The 17,195-nt window shown below is 63.9% G+C and carries 14 protein-coding genes and 2 pseudogenes; 11 read left to right on the forward strand and 5 right to left on the reverse strand.

Going from position 1 to position 17,195, the window contains the following annotated elements:
- Positions 1 to 282 precede the first annotated feature (282 nt).
- A pseudogene (locus HWY30_RS09760) lies at positions 283 to 761 on the forward strand (integrase core domain-containing protein); the annotation flags it as partial.
- Here HWY30_RS09760 and HWY30_RS09765 read toward each other — a convergent pair.
- Positions 750 to 1,760, reverse strand: a complete 1,011-nt coding sequence (locus tag HWY30_RS09765; RefSeq protein WP_090806194.1) for a LysR family transcriptional regulator — start codon at positions 1,758 to 1,760, stop codon at positions 750 to 752. The pseudogene HWY30_RS09760 and the gene HWY30_RS09765 sit on opposite strands and share 12 nt — an antisense overlap.
- 199 nt (positions 1,761 to 1,959) lie before the next feature.
- Here HWY30_RS09765 and HWY30_RS41540 point away from each other — a divergent pair.
- The 3 genes and pseudogenes from HWY30_RS41540 to HWY30_RS09780 all read left to right on the forward strand — a co-directional run bounded on the left by HWY30_RS41540 (position 1,960) and on the right by HWY30_RS09780 (position 5,618).
- Positions 1,960 to 3,584 (forward strand): annotated as a pseudogene (locus tag HWY30_RS41540) (FUSC family protein).
- A gap of 138 nt (positions 3,585 to 3,722) precedes the next feature.
- A complete protein-coding gene (locus HWY30_RS09775; protein ID WP_090806192.1) occupies positions 3,723 to 3,941 on the forward strand; it encodes a hypothetical protein in 219 nt (72 codons plus the stop codon).
- A gap of 177 nt (positions 3,942 to 4,118) precedes the next feature.
- Positions 4,119 to 5,618 (forward strand): acetyl-CoA hydrolase/transferase family protein, encoded by a 1,500-nt coding sequence (locus HWY30_RS09780; protein WP_176078878.1) that lies wholly within the window; start codon positions 4,119 to 4,121, stop codon positions 5,616 to 5,618.
- Positions 5,619 to 5,722: 104 nt separating this feature from the next.
- Here HWY30_RS09780 and HWY30_RS09785 read toward each other — a convergent pair whose 3' ends face one another.
- The 3 genes from HWY30_RS09785 to HWY30_RS09795 form a co-directional block, all read right to left on the reverse strand.
- On the reverse strand, positions 5,723 to 5,977 hold the full coding sequence (locus HWY30_RS09785; protein ID WP_090806189.1) for a GlsB/YeaQ/YmgE family stress response membrane protein: 255 nt from the start codon (positions 5,975 to 5,977) through the stop codon (positions 5,723 to 5,725).
- A 162-nt stretch (positions 5,978 to 6,139) separates the two neighbouring features.
- A complete protein-coding gene (locus tag HWY30_RS09790; RefSeq protein ID WP_090806188.1) occupies positions 6,140 to 6,847 on the reverse strand; it encodes an MgtC/SapB family protein in 708 nt (235 codons plus the stop codon).
- Between the two features lie 474 nt (positions 6,848 to 7,321).
- Positions 7,322 to 8,485 (reverse strand): metallophosphoesterase, encoded by a 1,164-nt coding sequence (locus HWY30_RS09795; RefSeq protein ID WP_090806186.1) that lies wholly within the window; start codon positions 8,483 to 8,485, stop codon positions 7,322 to 7,324.
- Between the two features lie 400 nt (positions 8,486 to 8,885).
- Between HWY30_RS09795 and HWY30_RS09800 the strand changes: the two genes are divergently transcribed.
- Entirely contained in the window at positions 8,886 to 9,233 is a 348-nt protein-coding gene (locus HWY30_RS09800) for a hypothetical protein (protein ID WP_090806184.1), read from the forward strand.
- Between the two features lie 58 nt (positions 9,234 to 9,291).
- On the opposite strand, the gene HWY30_RS09805 is transcribed toward HWY30_RS09800, so the two are convergent.
- Positions 9,292 to 9,876, reverse strand: coding sequence for a malonic semialdehyde reductase (locus tag HWY30_RS09805; RefSeq protein WP_090806181.1), 585 nt, complete (start codon positions 9,874 to 9,876; stop codon positions 9,292 to 9,294).
- Between the two features lie 140 nt (positions 9,877 to 10,016).
- Between HWY30_RS09805 and HWY30_RS09810 the strand changes: the two genes are divergently transcribed.
- The 6 genes from HWY30_RS09810 (at position 10,017) to HWY30_RS09835 (ending at position 17,180) form a co-directional block, all read left to right on the forward strand.
- Positions 10,017 to 10,619: an alpha-ketoglutarate-dependent dioxygenase AlkB family protein gene (locus HWY30_RS09810; RefSeq protein ID WP_090806179.1), complete on the forward strand. Its 603-nt coding sequence runs from the start codon at positions 10,017 to 10,019 to the stop codon at positions 10,617 to 10,619.
- A 181-nt stretch (positions 10,620 to 10,800) separates the two neighbouring features.
- Complete coding sequence (locus HWY30_RS09815) at positions 10,801 to 11,787, forward strand: ABC transporter substrate-binding protein (RefSeq protein WP_090806177.1); 987 nt, start codon at positions 10,801 to 10,803, stop codon at positions 11,785 to 11,787.
- A gap of 253 nt (positions 11,788 to 12,040) precedes the next feature.
- On the forward strand, positions 12,041 to 13,675 hold the full coding sequence (locus HWY30_RS09820) for a sugar ABC transporter ATP-binding protein (RefSeq protein WP_090806174.1): 1,635 nt from the start codon (positions 12,041 to 12,043) through the stop codon (positions 13,673 to 13,675).
- Complete coding sequence (locus HWY30_RS09825) at positions 13,672 to 14,715, forward strand: ABC transporter permease (RefSeq protein WP_090806172.1); 1,044 nt, start codon at positions 13,672 to 13,674, stop codon at positions 14,713 to 14,715. The genes HWY30_RS09820 and HWY30_RS09825 overlap by 4 nt, the downstream gene beginning before the upstream one ends.
- Positions 14,712 to 15,809 (forward strand): galactofuranose ABC transporter, permease protein YjfF, encoded by a 1,098-nt coding sequence (gene yjfF, locus HWY30_RS09830; RefSeq protein ID WP_018420772.1) that lies wholly within the window; start codon positions 14,712 to 14,714, stop codon positions 15,807 to 15,809. Before HWY30_RS09825 ends, yjfF begins: the two co-directional genes overlap by 4 nt.
- Before the next feature lie 423 nt (positions 15,810 to 16,232).
- A complete protein-coding gene (locus HWY30_RS09835; RefSeq protein WP_090806170.1) occupies positions 16,233 to 17,180 on the forward strand; it encodes a polyphosphate kinase 2 family protein in 948 nt (315 codons plus the stop codon).
- The last annotated feature ends 15 nt before the right edge of the window (positions 17,181 to 17,195 follow it).

The raw sequence follows: 17,195 nt of genomic DNA on the forward strand, positions 1-17,195 counted from the left end.
CATCGACGAACTGTTGCCCTGGAACGTGGCCACGAAGCTGCCTCGGCAGTCTGGCCCATCGGCGTCTGCTGACACGTAACCCGATTCCCGATCATGCCTCACGCGGGCGCCGCGTTGCGGACGGCCGTCGCGAGGTGCTTACCCCGTACCCGGCGGAATTTCGGGCGCAAATGGTCGGGCTGCTGAAGGCCGGACGCAGGCGGGAGGAACTGGAAAAGGAGTTCGAGCCGACTGCACAGACCATCTACAACTGGGTGGCGCAGGCTGATCGCAACACAGATGTTCCGGTGCGACGATGGCACGCCGTTGCGCGTAACGTTCGCACTCGACTGCTGCGATCGGAGAGGCGATTGGCTGGGCGGCGGGGACCGGCGGGCATAGCGGTGATGTAGTGCGCAACGCGATGCTGGCCGCCGTCGCGCAGCAATTCGGCACCGGGCAGGTCGCGCCGTCCATCGAATGGTTGACGGACAACGGCTCGACTTATGTCGACCACCGCACTCGCAGCTTCGCTCGCGAATTGGCCCTGGAGCCATTGACAACGCCGGCACGTTCTCCGCAGAGCAATGGCATGGTCGAATCGTTCGTGAAGATCATGAAGCGACAATTACGTCGCCTGTATGGACGAGCCTGGCGCGCCAGCGGCGCTCTCGAGTCTGGCTGTTGCATTTGAACACTACAATGAGCGCCATCCGCACAAAGCCCTGGAATACCGCTCGCCGCATGAGTTCAGGCGTGCTGCCGCGACTTCATTGACCTAACGGTGTCCGCGTGTCCTGAGTTGCAGGGGCAACTCCAACCAGCTGCACTGGGTCATCTCCGCCCCCCGGTTGCCCGACCTCAGCAAGCAATGCTTCGTCGCGCGCAATCACCTTCGGCAGATGCAAGCGCAAGAATTCGACCCACGTGCGCGTCTTTGCATCGATGAATTTGCGCGACGGATAGAGCGCATAAACAGTCGTCTTTTGCAGCGTATATTCCGGCAACACGCGCACCAGCGTGCCATCGCGCAACCCGGAAATGGCCGCGTAGAGCGGCACCATGCCGATACCCATGCCTTCGCGGATCGCCACGATCAATGATTCGGCGATGTTCACATGCACGGGGCCGTCGACTTCCATCAACTCACTGCCGTTCGGGCCGTCGAGCGTCCATTCATGTGGCGGGAACGCCGGCGTATGCAGGATCAGACATTCGTGATGCGCAAGGTCAGCCGGTTCTTGCGGCGCGCCGTGCGCCCGCGCGTAGGCCGGCGATGCGCACAGGATGCTGAACGTCGTCCCCAGCGGAAACGATACGAGGTCCGAATTCGGCAGCGTCGATGCGCCGATCACGGCCACGTCGGCGCTGCCCTCGAACAGATCGGGCATGCGCTGCGATAGCGTCAACTCGACGGTCACATCAGGATAAAGCTCGCGGTAACGCGAAATGGCTGGCAGGACGTAGTGCTGGCCGATGCTCGCAAAGCTATGCATGCGCAGTGCGCCGGTTGGTCGCTCGTGTGCGCAACTGGCTTCTTCTTCCGCAACATCGACATCCGCGAGGATCTGCTGCGATCGTTTCAGATAGCGCTCGCCGGCGGTGGTCAGCGCAAGCCGACGCGTCGAGCGATTCAGCAGGCGCGTGCGCAGATGTGCTTCAAGCTCCGAGACCGCGCGAGACATCGCGCCGGTCGTTGAATTGAGCGATTGCGCAGCCGCGGTGAAGCTACCGGCTTCAACCACGCGCACAAACACTCGCATATTTTGTAGCGTGTCCATCAAACCTTCTGTTTCATGATCAAGGTCATATTTTCCGTCAGTCTCAGAACACTATTGTTGTCCGTTCTGGAACAGATGTTCTGCACCCATCGGCTTAATGTACACATCGCGGACTCCTACAATCGGCGCCTCGCCTGCCGGTGTCGGCCATTCTGTCCGGAGGCTCTCTCAGCGACCACGTAGGGTGCACTGTTTTCAGATGAAACCCGATCATGCGATCGAACCGTCGGCGGATTTCTTCGGTCCGCGCGGCGTCATGCGGCGACGCCTCAGCCGAGCCAAACTCAATCGCGCCGTGCGCGACTGGGCCAGCAGCGACGGTCTGAGCTGGCTGCATCTGCTGAAGACGGTCACCGCCGGTCTGCTGGCGCTGGGCATCGCGATGCTGCTCGATCTGCCGCAGCCGCGCATTGCGATGACCACTGTCTTTGTGTTGATGCAACCGTTCAGCGGCATGGTGCTCGCGAAGAGCTTCTACCGGATTCTCGGAACGGCAGTAGGGACCGTGGCCGCGCTCGTGCTCGGCGGGCTGTTCGTTCAGCAGCCCGAACTGTACATGCTCGGCATGATCGTGTGGGTGAGCGCCTGTATTGCTGCGGCGGTCAGGTATCGGCATTTCAGATGGTACGGTTTTGTGCTCGCGGGTTACACCGCCGCGCTGATCGGCATTCCAAACGTGACGACGCCTCAGGGACTGTTCCTCGCCGCACTCACGCGTGCCGCCGAAGTGGCGCTCGGCATCGTGTGTTCGAGCGCGGTCAGCGCGTTGCTGCTACCCCAGCGCTCGATCCTTGCGCTGCGACGTAACCTTCAGATCAGGTACGCGAATTTTACTGCGTATGCTGTCGACGTGCTCGCACGCGGGCTCGAGCGCAATCAGTTCGAACGACGTTTCGCGGATTTCGTCGACGAAATCGCTGGCTTCGAAGCAACCCGCACGTTCGTCGCATTCGAAGATCCGGCGATGCGCTCGCGCAGTGCGCATCTGGCGCGTCTGAATAGCGAATTCATGGCGACACAGCGCGGCTGGCGCGCAACCGTTTGAGCAACTGATTCAGCGCATGCAGACGCGCGCACGCATCCTCGATGGTTTCCCGCTGCTTTGCGCGCTACTCGCGCCGGTGCTCGCGCTCGGCGCATTCATCGCGCCGCGGCGCGGCTGGGCTTGGCATCGGCTTTTCGGTGTTCTTCTGTCTGCTGGCCGGGCCGGACAACGTCGTCAGCTACGTGCCCGATCTGCTGATCAACAACGGCATCGCGCTCACCGCGTCGATGCTGCTCGCAGCGGTTGTTTTCGCGGTGGTCTTTCCCGCCGATATGCGCTGGCTCATCGACCGGATCATGGGCGACCTGCGAGCGCAAACGGTGTCGGCATGCAAGGACGCGCTGCCGGGTCTGAACCAACGATTCCAGTCGGGCACGCATGATCTGACTTCGCAACTGCGCGTGCTGTTGACGCACCGTTCACGACGACGGCGCGACGCACTTCGCTGGATGCTCGCGACGATCGAAGTAGGTCACGCCGTCATCGATCTGCGCAACGAAGCCGCACGCGCCGATTATGCCGACCCCCTTCAGCCGCGTTGGCGCAGCGTGATCGAACACACGTGCGACGATCTTGCCCGGCTCTTCGAACGCCCAGGTCCACGTTCGCTCGAACGCGCACTCGTCGCCGTGCGCTCGGCCACCTGGCTCGCGCAAGACATGCTGCAGGCAGTGCACCCCGAGCGCACCCGGCATCACGATCTGCAACGTATCTTGAGCTGTCTGCACTTCATTCGCAGCGCGTTGCTCGACAAGGACGCGCCCTTCAATCGTCGCTGAGCAATGCTGCGTGGATCTTTCTGCCAGATGGAAAGATCCCTTCCGGGCGGCCCCGTTTATTCGCGTAGGTGGCGGTCATATAGTTTCGTCACTGCCTCGCAGTATTCGTCGCAGTAGTCGTAAGTCCTGGAGAACGAGATGAAAGTGTTGAAGATGGTCCTGATTGCCTGTTCTTTGTCCACCGCTGCCGCCGCGTATGCACAGACGGCGCCGGCCGCGCCGGAGCAGCAGGTTGCGCAAGCGGATGGCCAGCGCACCGATAAGGTTGCCCCGCGCAAGCATGTGGAAGCGCCGAAAGCGAAAGCTGATGAATGTGTCGGTCCGATGAGCTTCTGCAACATCTACTTCGGCAGCTAAGTCCGGCTGCCTCACGCGCAACACCTGTCGCGGATCCTATCGCGCGACCCAACACCTGCTCGCGACGCCGTCCGATCGAGACGCCGCGGCGGGTGCGGCAACCGCCTATTGAGCGAAGCACACCGCAGACGTGCACACCGGTAGACGGAGCTGGCGACTATGGAGAGACTCCCTTTCATGTACGAAGACCGAATTCGCTGCGCCGCGCTACGCGGAAAAATCACCACGGCCGCCGACGCGGCGCTTCTGATTCACGACGGCATGCGGGTTGGCGCAAGCGGCTTCACGCGCGCGGGCGACGCGAAGGCCGTGCCGGTCGCGCTCGCCGAGCGTGCGCGCCGGCTGGGCGAGCCGCTGCGCATCACGTTGATGACAGGCGCCTCGCTCGGTCATGACGTTGACCGCATGCTGACCGAAGCGCGGGTGCTCGCGCGCCGTCTGCCGTTTCAGGTAGACAAGACGCTGCGCGACGCCATCAATCGCGGCGAAGTGATGTTCGTCGATCAGCATCTGTCCGAGACCGTCGAGATGCTGCGCGCGAACCAGCTCGGCAAGCTCGATGTCGCGATCATCGAAGCCGCCGCGATCACGGAGAGCGGCGGTATCGTGCCGACGACGTCGGTCGGCAATTCGGCGAGCTTCGCGATTCTCGCGGACAAGGTCATCGTCGAGATCAATCTTGCGCAGCCGCTCGGGCTCGAAGGCTTGCACGACATCTGGATCCCGGGGCGCCGGCCGCATCGTGAGCCGCTGCCGATCGTGCGCGCGCAGGATCGCGTCGGCACACCCGCTATCGAGATTGCGCCCGAGAAAATCGCGGCGATCGTGATGACGGACATGGCCGACAGCCCGTCCACGGTCTTGCCCGCGGATCGGGAAACCGCGTTGATCGCCGGTTATTTGATCGAATTTTTCCAGCATGAAGTCACGCGTGGCCGCATGCCGAAGCAGTTGCCGCCGCTGCAGGCGGGCATCGGTACGATCGCCAACGCGGTGTTGGCAGGATTCGTCGATTCGCCTTTCGAGGTGTTCGAAATTTATTCGGAAGTCCTGCAGGATTCGACGTTCGATCTGATGGACGCTGGTAAGGTCGCGTTCGCGTCCGGTGCGTCGATCACGTTGTCGGCCGCGCGGCAGGCGCAGGTATTTGGCGATATCGAGCGCTATCGCGACCGGCTCGTGCTGCGTCCGCAGGAAGTCAGCAACCATCCCGAGGTGATTCGGCGGCTCGGTCTGATCGCGCTCAATACCGCGCTCGAATTCGATATCTACGGCAACGTCAATTCGACGCATGTCGGCGGCACGCATATGATGAACGGCATCGGCGGCTCGGGCGACTTTGCGCGCAATGCGTCGTGCGCGGTGTTCGCGAGCAAGTCGACCGCGAAGGACGGCCGCATTTCGAGCATCGTGCCGATGGTGCCGCATTGCGATCACAACGAACACGACGTCGACGTCGTCGTCACCGAGCAGGGTCTCGCCGATCTGCGCGGCCTCGCGCCGCGCGAACGCGCGACGCTGATCATCGAGCATTGCGTGCATCCGCGGTATCGCGAGCTGTTGCGCGACTACTACCGCGATGCGTCGCTCTGGGGAGGGCAGACGCCGCATTGCCTCGATCAGGCGTTTGCATGGCATACGCGGCTGCGCGATACGGGGTCGATGCTGCCGGCCTGATTCTGCGGCGGCCACAACCGCGGCGATAAAAGCAGAAGCAACAGGCCATAAAAAAGCGCCAGCGATTCGAACCCGCTGGCGCTTGATGACGTCGGATGCCGTACTCAGGACCCTCGTCGCACGAGCCGGATAATAAACAGCAGAATGACCGCTCCGATCAACGCGGTGACGATCGAGCTGATCCAGCCGCCGCCAAGCGAGATATGCAGCACGCCGGCGAGCCACCCGCCGATGAACGCGCCGATGATCCCGACGATGATGTCGACGATCAGGCCGAAGCCGCCGCCCCTGACCAGCACACCCGCGAGCCAGCCCGCGATCGCGCCGATGATGATCCATGCGATGATGCCGTGTTCCATATTCGAGACTCCCTGGTTGAGTGTGAACAAATCACGGTGACAGAGCTTAGTCGAAGGTTATGGGACCGTCCACGTTCACGACGCGGAATTAACATTCTCTGAATCTGCTGCCAGCTAAGTGTAGACGATGCGCGCGAACAAAGGAGACTTACGCGCCGCGCTTCACTCGGGCGTCGGCTCCGCTTCCCGCGCGGTCCAACTGACGCTGGACACGCTCTTTTCCATGCTCAGGCGGCTCGCCATCTGTTCGAGCTTCGATTGATCCTTCGGATGCATCGTCAGCGTCGCCGTCACGCGAATGCGCGCCGGTTCGTCCTCGACATCCTCGCTCGTGAGGCTCTGGAACGACAGCGGCGCCGAGTACATCGAGTTGGAAATCGCGGCGCGAATGTTGATCTCGTCGGCTTCGCGGCAGACGATCGTCAGCACGTACTCGCGCACGAGGTCGGCGTTTGAAACCGGCGTCGAGTTGATCATCCGGCTCACTTCACGCAGCGCGGTGTTGGCCAGCAGCACGACCGCGGTGCCCGCGAGCGCCGGTCCGTAATGTCCCGCGCCGCTCAACACGCCGACGGCCGCCGAGCACCACAGCGTCGCCGCGGTGTTGATCCCCTGGATCGAGCCTTTGTCGCGCATGATGACGCCGCCGCCAAGAAAGCCGACGCCGGACACCACATAGGCGGCAATCTGCGTGACGCCGCTGACGCCGTTGCCGGTCAGCACGCCGAGCGTGACGAACAGGCACGCGCCGCTCGCCACGAGCGTGATCGTGCGCAGGCCGGCAGTGCGCTGGCGCATCTGTCGTTCGAGGCCAATCGCGACGCCGCAAGCAAAAGCGGTCAGAAGCCGCAGGAAGAATTCGAGTGTCATCGTTCAGAAAGGTTGGCGTGCGCGCTGCCGCAGGGTGAAGCCTAGGCGTGGGAACGTCAGGTCGTCTAGCTCGTGCACGCTAAGCGCATGAGGGTGGAACGAAATACGCGCGCACACGCGTGCAGCGGCGGGAAGCGTGCGGCATCGGCATGGCATCGAGCCACGCTGTTTCACCGACAGTACGCGAATGACAATGAAATGAGAGCGACGTGCGCCATCGAGCCCGAGGGCAGGACGGCGACAGGGACACCTGACGCGGAAATCCTGCCGCTCAGGCGAGCGGGCAAATCGATACTCGGCTGGTACAGCTGCTACTGTCCAAGATCGTGATTCCGGTTAAAAGAATTGCGGGAATTTTAGAGGGCGGCGTAAAGTTCAGTCAAGCCGCGATCGGCGGAGAGTGCGCATGTGGGTTTGCTACAGCCGTATCGTAGACAGGCCGTGATTAATTGCTCCGGACTGCGAATGTTGAGTTCAATCCGGTTCGCCCGGCACGAGTCTCAAGCGCGTGATTTCCGAAGGCGCACCGAGTCGTTTCGGCGGACCCCAATAGCCCGTACCGCGACTCGTATAAACCCAGAGTCCGTTCAGGCGCGCGAGGCCTGCCGTGAACGGCTGTTGCAGGCGCACAAAGAAATTCCACGGAAAGAACTGACCGCCGTGCGTATGACCCGACAACTGCAGCGTAAAGCCGGCCGCCGCGGCCGCTTCGGCCGAACGCGGCTGATGCGCGAGCAGCACCCTGATCAGCACGTCGCCCGGCGCGCCGGCGAGCGCCGCGACCGGGTCGCTGCGATGCGCGGGGTCGTGATGACCCGCCGAGTAATCGGTGACGCCGGCGATGACGGCGCGCGCGCCGTCATGGTCGACGATCACGTGTTCGTTCAGCAGCACCCGCAAGCCGAGCCGGCGGAATTCGGCGATCCACGAGTTCGCTCCGGAGTAGTACTCGTGATTGCCGGTCACGAGAAACGCACCGTGCCGCGCGGCGAGCCGCGACAGCGGCTGCGTATGCCGGCTCAGCTGCGGCACGCTGCCGTCGACGACGTCGCCCGTCACCGCGATCAGATCCGGCTTGAGCCGGTTCACCGCGTCGACGATCGCATCGACATAGCGGCCCTTGATCGTCGGGCCGACGTGGATGTCACTGATCTGCACGATCGTGAAGCCGTCGAGCGCGGCGGGCAGATCGTCGATCGGCACGTCGATCGTGACGACGCGCGCGCGACGGCGCGCGTTGAACAGGCCGATCAGCGTCGACAGCAGCGCGAGCAGCGGCACCGCCGCCGCCGAGCCGGTGCGCCAATGCGCGATCGTGAGCGTGTTCGGCCAGATCGCGTCGATCGTCAGCAGCGACGCCAGCACGAGGTCGCGCGCGAACGTCAGTACCAGCAGCGACGAGAAGAAGCCCATCGCGAGCAGGCCCACCCACGCGAGCCGGTCGCCGAGCGGCTGGCGCTTGAAGCCGCGCGCCATCATGCCGACCGGGATCAGGAAGATCGACAGCACGAGCCACAGCGCGCACAGCCCGCGGCCGGCCGCGGTGATCGGCATGTCGGGAATCAGGCGCAAGCCGACGTAGATATGCAGCAGGATGCCAATCAGGATGATGCGGACAAGAAACGATGAACGTCGCATAAAGAGGATCAGGGTGGGAAGGAGGCCAAAGGGCCGGCATCAGCGACAGCGCGGCGGCGATCGGTTAACGAACGCGGCGAATCATTCTACCGACATGTTCGGTCCCTTGCCGTAGCCGCAAAATTCGTGCTCCCGCACCGCACGACACGCCGGCCCCGAAGCCGCCGGGACGCGCCACGAAAAGTGTTCGCCGGGGCAGGCGCATTCCGTGCTCAGCACATACTTACAGGGCCGCGCGCCACGCATTCAATGCCTATGCAAGCGAATTAAATGGGCTTTGAATTGTATTCATGCGTGGAGTATGCTTGAAACAAGCCAGCTTGTTGCCGGGGCAGCGTAGGGCGCTTCGGCCATGACTGGTTCTGTCGCCGGGAAAGATCGGGCGGGGGGGAGGCACATCATGAAGCTGCTCAAATCGGGCCACCTGTGGCATCACGCGCACGACGTGCATCATGTTCATCATGAGCATCATGTCGGGCACGAGGGCAGCCACGTGATGCTGCCGCTCGTCGGTATCTCGTTGATGGCGATTGCGCTTTACGTCGGCGTACGCAACATCGATTTCTCCGAACTCGGCAAAAGCGCGCTGTTCGACGTCGTGATGGTGTGCGTCGCGCTTGGCATCGCGGGCCTGTTCGGTGCGGTCGGCGCGTGGCTGCGCTCGAATGGCGACGAAGCCGAAGAGGGCTTCTGCTTCATCGGTGCGCTGATCGGCACGGTGGTCTTTTATATCGCGGTGCTGACCTGACGCGATCCGATCCAGCGCGTGGCGCGCACCCGCAGCGCCATCCATCATCAACGCCCCGTCACACTATGCGCGCCGCTTCGTCGAACGAAAAACGCGGGCTGCGTGCAAACAGCTTTGACGGATCGCCGTGGCCAAGATTGATCAGGAAGTTCGACTTCAGCGTCGTGCCCGCAAAAAACGCTTCGTCGACCTTGGCCTGATCGAAGCCCGACATCGGCCCAGTGTCGAGACCGAGCGCACGCGCCGCGAGAATCAGATACCCGCCTTGCAGCGTCGAATTGCGGAACGCCGTGTCCGCGATCAACCGCTCGTTGCCGACGAACCAGCTGCGCGCATCCGCATGGGGAAACAGTTTCGGCAGATACTCGTAGAAGGCCATGTCCATGGCGACGATCACCGTGACGGGCGCGGCCATCGTTTTCTCGAGATTGCCAGCCGACAACGCCGGGCGCAGTTTCTCCTTGCCCTCCGGCGTCCTGACGAACACGAAGCGGCCCGGACTCGAATTGGCCGAGGTCGGGCCGAGCAGTACGAGCTCCATCAGCTCGCGCAGCACGGCGTCGTCGATCGGCTTGTTCTGCCAGCCATTGTGCGTACGCGCGTCGCGAAAGAGCTGCGCGAGCGCCTGATCCGAAAGTGTCATGGAAGTGGTCCGTGCGAAAGAACAGAGGGCACGCGCAGAGCCGCGTCGAATGAAAGAGCAACGCGCGTGAATCAGCGGGTGAGCCGGTGTCGCCATAATAGTCAGGGTTTTGACTCGTCCGCTTGCATCCAGACATTCCGATGAGCACCGATTTATTCAACGACCTGCCGACGCCCGACGTCGACTGGTATCCAGACTGGCTCGCAGCGGCCGACGCCGAACGCCTGCTGGCCCGACTGATCGACGAAGTGCAATGGCGCCAGGACATGATGGGCACCCCCGCCGGCCGTGTTGCACTGCCGCGTCTGACCGCCTGGCAGGGCGAGCCGGACGCGGTGTACGTGTACTCGGGCATCCGCAACGTGCCGCAAGCATGGACGCCCGCCGTCGCCGAACTGAAGGCGGCCGTCGAGGCGACCAGCGGCGCGCGTTTTAACAGCGTGCTGCTGAATCGTTACCGCAGTGGCGCCGACAGCATGGGCTGGCACGCGGACCGCGAGCCCGAACTCGGCAAGCAACCGGTGATCGCGTCGGTGAGCCTCGGCGTCGCGCGCAGGTTCGATCTGCAGCACAACCGCAGCGGCGTCGTGCAATCGTTCTCGCTGAAGGGCGGCAGCCTGCTCGTGATGAAAGGCGACACCCAGGCGCAGTGGCGTCATCGGGTGCCGAAGGAGCCGCGCGTGAGCGGCGAGCGCATCAATCTGACGTTTCGCTGGGTCACTCCGAGAATGACGCCGACCTGAGGCAGCGAGCGGCAATGCTCTGATCGGCGCGCCATACCAAAACTGATATCGAGGGCGCGAATCATATGATTGGACGGTTAACGCCTCGCACAGTACGCTACATCACGATCCATGCGCCGTGAGGGCCACGAGGGCCGGGCAGACCGCTGGGTCGTCTACACAACAACGATTGGAGACTGTCATGGCGAATACACGACGTGCCGCGTGTCGCGCTCTGGGCGCGCTTGCGCTTTGCGCGAGTCTCGGAGCGCTGACGCTGGCCACGCCCGGCGCGCATGCCGAGGACAAGAAAATTACGCTCGGTTTTGCGCAGGTCGGTGCGGAAAGCGCATGGCGCACCGCGAATACCGAATCGGTGAAGTCGGCGGCGACGGAGGCCGGCATCAACCTCAAATTCTCCGACGCGCAGCAGAAGCAGGAAAACCAGATCAAGGCGATCCGCTCGTATATCGCGCAGAAGGTCGACGTGATCGCGTTCTCGCCGGTCGTCGAATCGGGCTGGGAACCGGTGCTGCTCGAAGCCAAGGCCGCGAAGATTCCGGTGATCCTGACCGACCGCAACATCGACGTGAAGGACACGTCGCTGTACGTGACGATGATCGGCTCGGACTTCCTCGAAGAAGGACGGCGCGGCGGCCACTGGCTCGCGGATCACTACAAGGACGATAAAGGTCCGGTCAACATCGCCGAGCTGCAAGGCACGGTCGGCTCCGCGCCGGCCAACGACCGCCACGCGGGTCTGATCGAAGTGATCAAGAGCGATCCGAAGTTCAAGATCATCGCGTCGCAAAGCGGCGACTTCACGCTCGCCGGCGGCAAGCAGGTGATGGAAGCGTTCATCAAGACCTACGGCAACAAGATCAACGTCGTCTATGCTCATAACGACGACATGGCGCTCGGCGCGATCCAGGCGATGGAAGAAGCCGGCATGCATCCGGGCAAGGACGTCGTGGTGGTTTCGTTCGACGCAACCAAGGGCGGCTTCCAGGCGATGGCCGCCGGCAAGATGAACGTCGACGTCGAGTGCAGCCCGCTGCTCGGACCGCAGCTGATGTCGGCGGTGAAAGACGTGGTGGCTGGCAAGCCGCTGCCGAAGCGCATCCTGACTCAGGAGACTGTCTTCCCGATGAGCGTGGCCGCGCAAACTCTGCCGTCGCGTAAGTACTGACGCGGCGCGCAACGTCGCCGCGGCAGCGCTCGCGCGAGCGCCGCGGCGTGTGCGGTGTTCAGGTGCCGGGGCCAACGGGCTCACGGCGCGAAGGAGATGTGCAGTACGGACACATCGAACAGGTTTCTCCAGTGGTGCCTGACCGCCCGGGCTGCTTTCTTCTGCAGCGGGCGGTCTCTTTTCAGGAGCATGCGCCCGCCGGAGCATGTCACTGGGGCCTGCCGAACCATGCATAGCCGATCGAGCGAGGTCCATGACCCATTCCGCTACCGAACCGAATCAGCCGGACCAGCCGCGGCGCGGCACGCCGCCGGGCGCGCCAAGCCAACAGAATGACATGAGCGCGCGCGAACCGATTCTGGCGACCTCCGGCGTCAGCAAGACATTTCCGGGCGTGAAGGCGTTGCAACACGTCGACTTCCGCCTGTTTCCCGGCGAGGTCCATACGCTGATGGGCCAGAACGGCGCCGGCAAATCCACCTTGATCAACGTGCTCACCGGCGTGCTCGCACCCGATGCCGGCACGATCCGCCTCGGCGGCGAGGTGGTCGCGTTCGCGTCGCCGCAGGAAGCCGAGGCGGCCGGCGTGCGCACGCTGTACCAGGAAGTGAACCTGTGCCCGAATCTGTCGGTGGCGGAGAACATCTTCGCGGGCCGGCAGCCGCGCCGCTTCGGCGCGATCGACTGGCCCGACATCAAGCGGCGCGCGCAGGAAGCGCTCGCGCGCCTCGACGTGTCGCTCGACGTCACGCGCTCGCTCGACGCCTATCCGATCGCCGTGCAGCAGATGGTCGCGATCGCGCGAGCGTTGTCCGTCGATGCGCGCGTGCTGATTCTCGACGAACCGACTTCGAGCCTCGACGACAGCGAAGTCGCGCAGCTATTCAAAATACTTCGACATCTCAAGCGATCGGGCATTGCGATCCTGTTCGTCACGCATTTCATCGAGCAGACTTATGCGATCTCCGATCGCATCACGGTGATGCGCAACGGCGAGCGCGAAGGCGAATATCTCGCGCGCGATCTGTCCGCGGATCAGCTGGTCGCGAAGATGGTCGGCCACGAGCGCATGAGCGCGCGTCTGCGCGAAGCGGCGCACGACGGACAGGCCGCCGACGATCAGGAGGTCGCGCAAGAGCACACGGAAGCAACGGCCACGCAGCCGTTCATCGAGCTGCGCGGCGTCGGCCGTCGCGGCACCTTGCAGCCGATCGATCTCGAGATGCAGGCCGGCAAGATTCTCGGCCTCGCGGGTCTGCTCGGCTCGGGCCGCACCGAAACCGCGCGGCTTCTGTTCGGCGCGGATCGCGCGGACAGCGGCACGATCCTCGTCGAAGGGCGCGCCGTGCGGCTGCGCACGCCGCACGACGCGGTGCGCCACGGCATCGGCTATTGCGCGGAAGACCGCAAGAAGGAAGGCATCGTCGCCGAACTGTCGATCCGCGAAAACATCATGCTCGCGTTGCAGGCGCGGCGCGGCTGGTGGCGCAAGATCAGCCGGCAACGCGCGCGCGAGCTCGCCGATATGTGGATCGAGCGGCTCGGCATCAAGGCGTCCGACGCCGAGCAGCCGATCGCGCTGCTGTCCGGCGGCAACCAGCAGAAGGCGCTGCTCGCGCGCTGGCTCGCAACCGATCCCAAACTGCTGATCCTCGACGAGCCGACCCGCGGCATCGACGTCGCCGCGAAGTTCGACATCATGGACCGGCTGCTCGCGCTGTGCGCGAACGGCCTGTCCATCCTGTTCATCTCGTCGGAGATCAGCGAGGTGCTGCGCGTGAGCCATCGCGTCGCGGTGCTGCGCGATCGCCGCAAGATCGCCGAGGTGGCCGGTAAGGCATCGAACGAGGACAACATCTACCGACTCATCGCAGGGAGCGGCGAATGAAGCTATCGAACTGGTTCGCGCGCGACGGGGTGGAGCGTCCGCTGCTGTGGCCATGCGTGACGCTCGTGTTGCTGGGCGGACTGAACCTGCTGGCCAATCCGCATTTTCTCGCGCTGCGCACGCTCGACGGCCACCTGTTCGGCGCGCCGATCGACATCCTGAATCGCGCGGCGCCGCTCGTGCTGGTCGCGATCGGCATGACGCTCGTGATTGCGACACGCGGCATCGATATTTCGGTCGGCGCGGTGGTCGCGATCGCGGGCGCCGCGGCCGCGACGATACTCGCGACCCAGGCCGTGCCGAGCGGTGCGCTGATCGCGCAGGCGCTGCTGGCCGCGCTCGTCGTCGGCATCCTGAGCGGCATGTGGAACGGGCTGCTCGTCGCGTTCGTCGGCATGCAGCCGATCATCGCGACGCTGATTCTGATGGTCGCGGGCCGTGGCATCGCGCAACTGCTGACCGCCGGGCAGATCATCCCGATCGGCGCGCCCGGCTATCTGTTCGTCGGTGGCGGCTACTGGCTCGGCGTGCCGTGCTCGGTATGGATCGCGACCGTAGCCGTGCTGGCGACGGCCGCCCTGGTGGAGGGCACGGCGCTCGGCCTGTTCATTCGCGCGATCGGCGTGAACCCGGTTGCGACGCGGCTCGTCGGCTTGCGCTCGAAGGCGATCGTGTTCGCGGTGTACGGCTTCTCGGGCTTGACCGCGGCGCTGGCCGGCATCCTGATCAGCTCGAACGTGCGTAGCGCGGACGGCAACAACGCGGGCTTGCTGCTCGAACTCGACGCGATTCTCGCCGTGACGCTCGGCGGCACGTCGCTGCTCGGCGGCCGCTTCAGTTTCGCGGGCACGGTGCTCGGCGCGCTGATCATCCAGACGCTCACGTACACCACGTATTCGATCGGCGTGCCGCCGGAAGCGACGCTCGTCGTGAAGGCGGCCGTCGTGCTCGCGGTCAGCGTAATCCAGTCGCCGGCGGCACGCGCGCTCGCGGTGTCGTTCGGCGCGTCGCTCGTCAAATCGCGCGGGGTGGCACGATGACGCGCGTTCTCGAAGCACTCGCCCGCGTGGTCGATCCGCGCACGCTGCCGATCGCGGTGACGGTCCTGCTGTTCTGCGCGCTGTTCGGCTTTGGTTCGGTGATGTACACCGGTTTCTTCGCGTGGCAGGTGTTGCTCGATCTGCTCGTCGACAACGCGTTCCTGCTGATCGTCGCGATCGGCATGACGTTCGTGATCGTGTCGGGCGGCATCGATCTGTCGGTGGGCTCGATCGTCGCGCTGACGACGATCGTCGAAGCCGTGCTGTCCGAGCACATGCATGTGTCGGTGTGGCTCATCATTCCGATCGTGCTGTTGATGGGCACGGTGTTCGGCGCGGTGCAGGGCGCGCTGATTCACTACTTCCGCCTGCAGGCGTTCATCGTGACGCTGGCGGGGATGTTCTTCGCGCGTGGCCTGTGCTTTCTGATCACGACGCAGTCGATCACGATCACCGATCCGACGTTCAAGGCGATCTCCGCGTTTCGTCTCAGCGTCGGCGTCGGTTCGGTATCGGCGAACGTGCTGATCGCGGCCGTGACGCTCGCGGCCGCGATCTATGTCGCCCATTTCACGCGCTTCGGACGCAACGTGTATGCGGTCGGCGGCAATCCGCGCTCGGCGCTGCTGATGGGCCTGCCGGTCGCGCGCACGCGGGTCGGCGTGTATGCGCTGAGCGGCTTCTGTTCGGCGCTCGGCGGCGCGGTGTTCACGTTCTACGTGCTGTCGGGCTATGGGCTGCAAGGGCAGGGCATGGAACTCGATGCGATTGCGGCCACGGTGATCGGCGGCACGCTGCTGACGGGCGGCGTCGGTTATGTGGTCGGCTCGCTGTTCGGCGTCGGCATTCTGGGCACGATCCAGACGCTGATTACGTTCGACGGCACGCTCAGTTCGTGGTGGACGCGCATCGTGATCGGCGCGCTGCTGTGCGCGTTCTGCTTGCTGCAGCGATTGATCGAGCGGCACGCAAAATCGGTGCGTCGGCCCGGCGGCACCAATGCGGTCACGACGACGGGGCATGGGCACGGGCGTGACGAGACGTCGACGACGGCGTCGTCGGATTCGCAGGTGTTGGGGCGGGCGCCGGGCTAGCGCGCGGTCTTCCAGTCGCTTCGAACCACGGCGGCGCGGCGCAAGCCGCGCCGCGTTCACGTTAGTCCGCGCGGCCGCTGCCGAGCGTCCAGCTCATGCCGTTCCCACCGGCATAGACCGCGAGCTCGGCGCATTCGCGGATTTGCGCGTCGCCGGCAGGTGCATGCCGCGCTTGAGCGCTGCAATCGTCAGCGCACTGAGCAGCAGACCCGCAATCACATCGGCGAGATAGTGACCGCCTTGCGTCGGCGTCGACAGGATCAGTGTGTTTCCCGTCGTTACGCGGGTGCGCAGCGTCGTTGCCGATGAGCACGTTTTCGTTTGCGTGACCTATTATCAGAAAGAGTTGTGAACAGTACGACTGCGGTTGCGATGCAATCCGCGAATCGTGCAACTGAATGCAGATGCCGTGGAGAAAGAGCGATGGTTCGCATGGAAATACTCGACGCGCTGCGGGCATACACCGATCCGTTCCGCGTCACGAGCGGCAAAGATTTCTTCCTGAAGGATTTCGATCCCGGCGAGACGGTGGGACTCAGAATGCATAAGGAAGAGGCGCAGCAACTACTCCAGCGCGGGTCGAAATGGCTCGCGATGGAGCAGGAGATCCTCTACGCGCAGGATTCCTGGTCCGTGCTGCTGGTGTTCCAGGCCATGGACGCCGCGGGAAAGGATGGGACGATCAAGCATGTGATGTCGCGCGTCAATCCGCAGGGCTGCGATGTCATCTCGTTCAAGCAGCCGTCGGATGAGGAGCTCTCCCACGACTTCCTTTGGCGCTATTCCAGGAAAGTGCCCGAGCGCGGGCACATCGGCATTTTCAACCGCTCGTACTATGAAGAGGTGCTGGTGGTGCGCGTGCATCAGCATCTGCTCCATGCGCAGAAGATCCCACCGGCACGGGTCGGCAACAACATATGGGACGAGCGGCTCGCCGACATCGCGCGCTTCGAGGACTATCTGACGCGCCAGGGCGTGGTCATTCTCAAGTTCTATCTGAACCTGTCGTACGGGGAGCAGAAGAGGCGATTCATGGATCGCCTCGACAATCCCGACAAGCACTGGAAGTTTTCCGCAGCCGACGTTCGCGAGCGTCGCTACTGGAACGACTATATGCACGCCTATGAAGAGGCGATCCGCGCGACGGCCTCCGAAGCGGCTCCGTGGTTCGTCGTGCCCGCCGACAACAAACCTTTCACGCGCCTCATCGTCGCGGCCGCGATCGTCGAGGCCGTCGAGAAGCTCGACCTCGAATATCCGAAAGCCACGCAAGAGCAGATGAAGGATCTCGCCGCCGCGAGGGAGGAGCTCGACGCTGAAGCGGTGGACGCGACGAGACCCGATCAACCCGGGGACGATCCAGACCATTGAGAGCGGCCCCCTGAC

The organism is Paraburkholderia tuberum STM678 (genome assembly GCF_902833905.1).
Lineage (GTDB): Bacteria > Pseudomonadota > Gammaproteobacteria > Burkholderiales > Burkholderiaceae > Paraburkholderia > Paraburkholderia tuberum.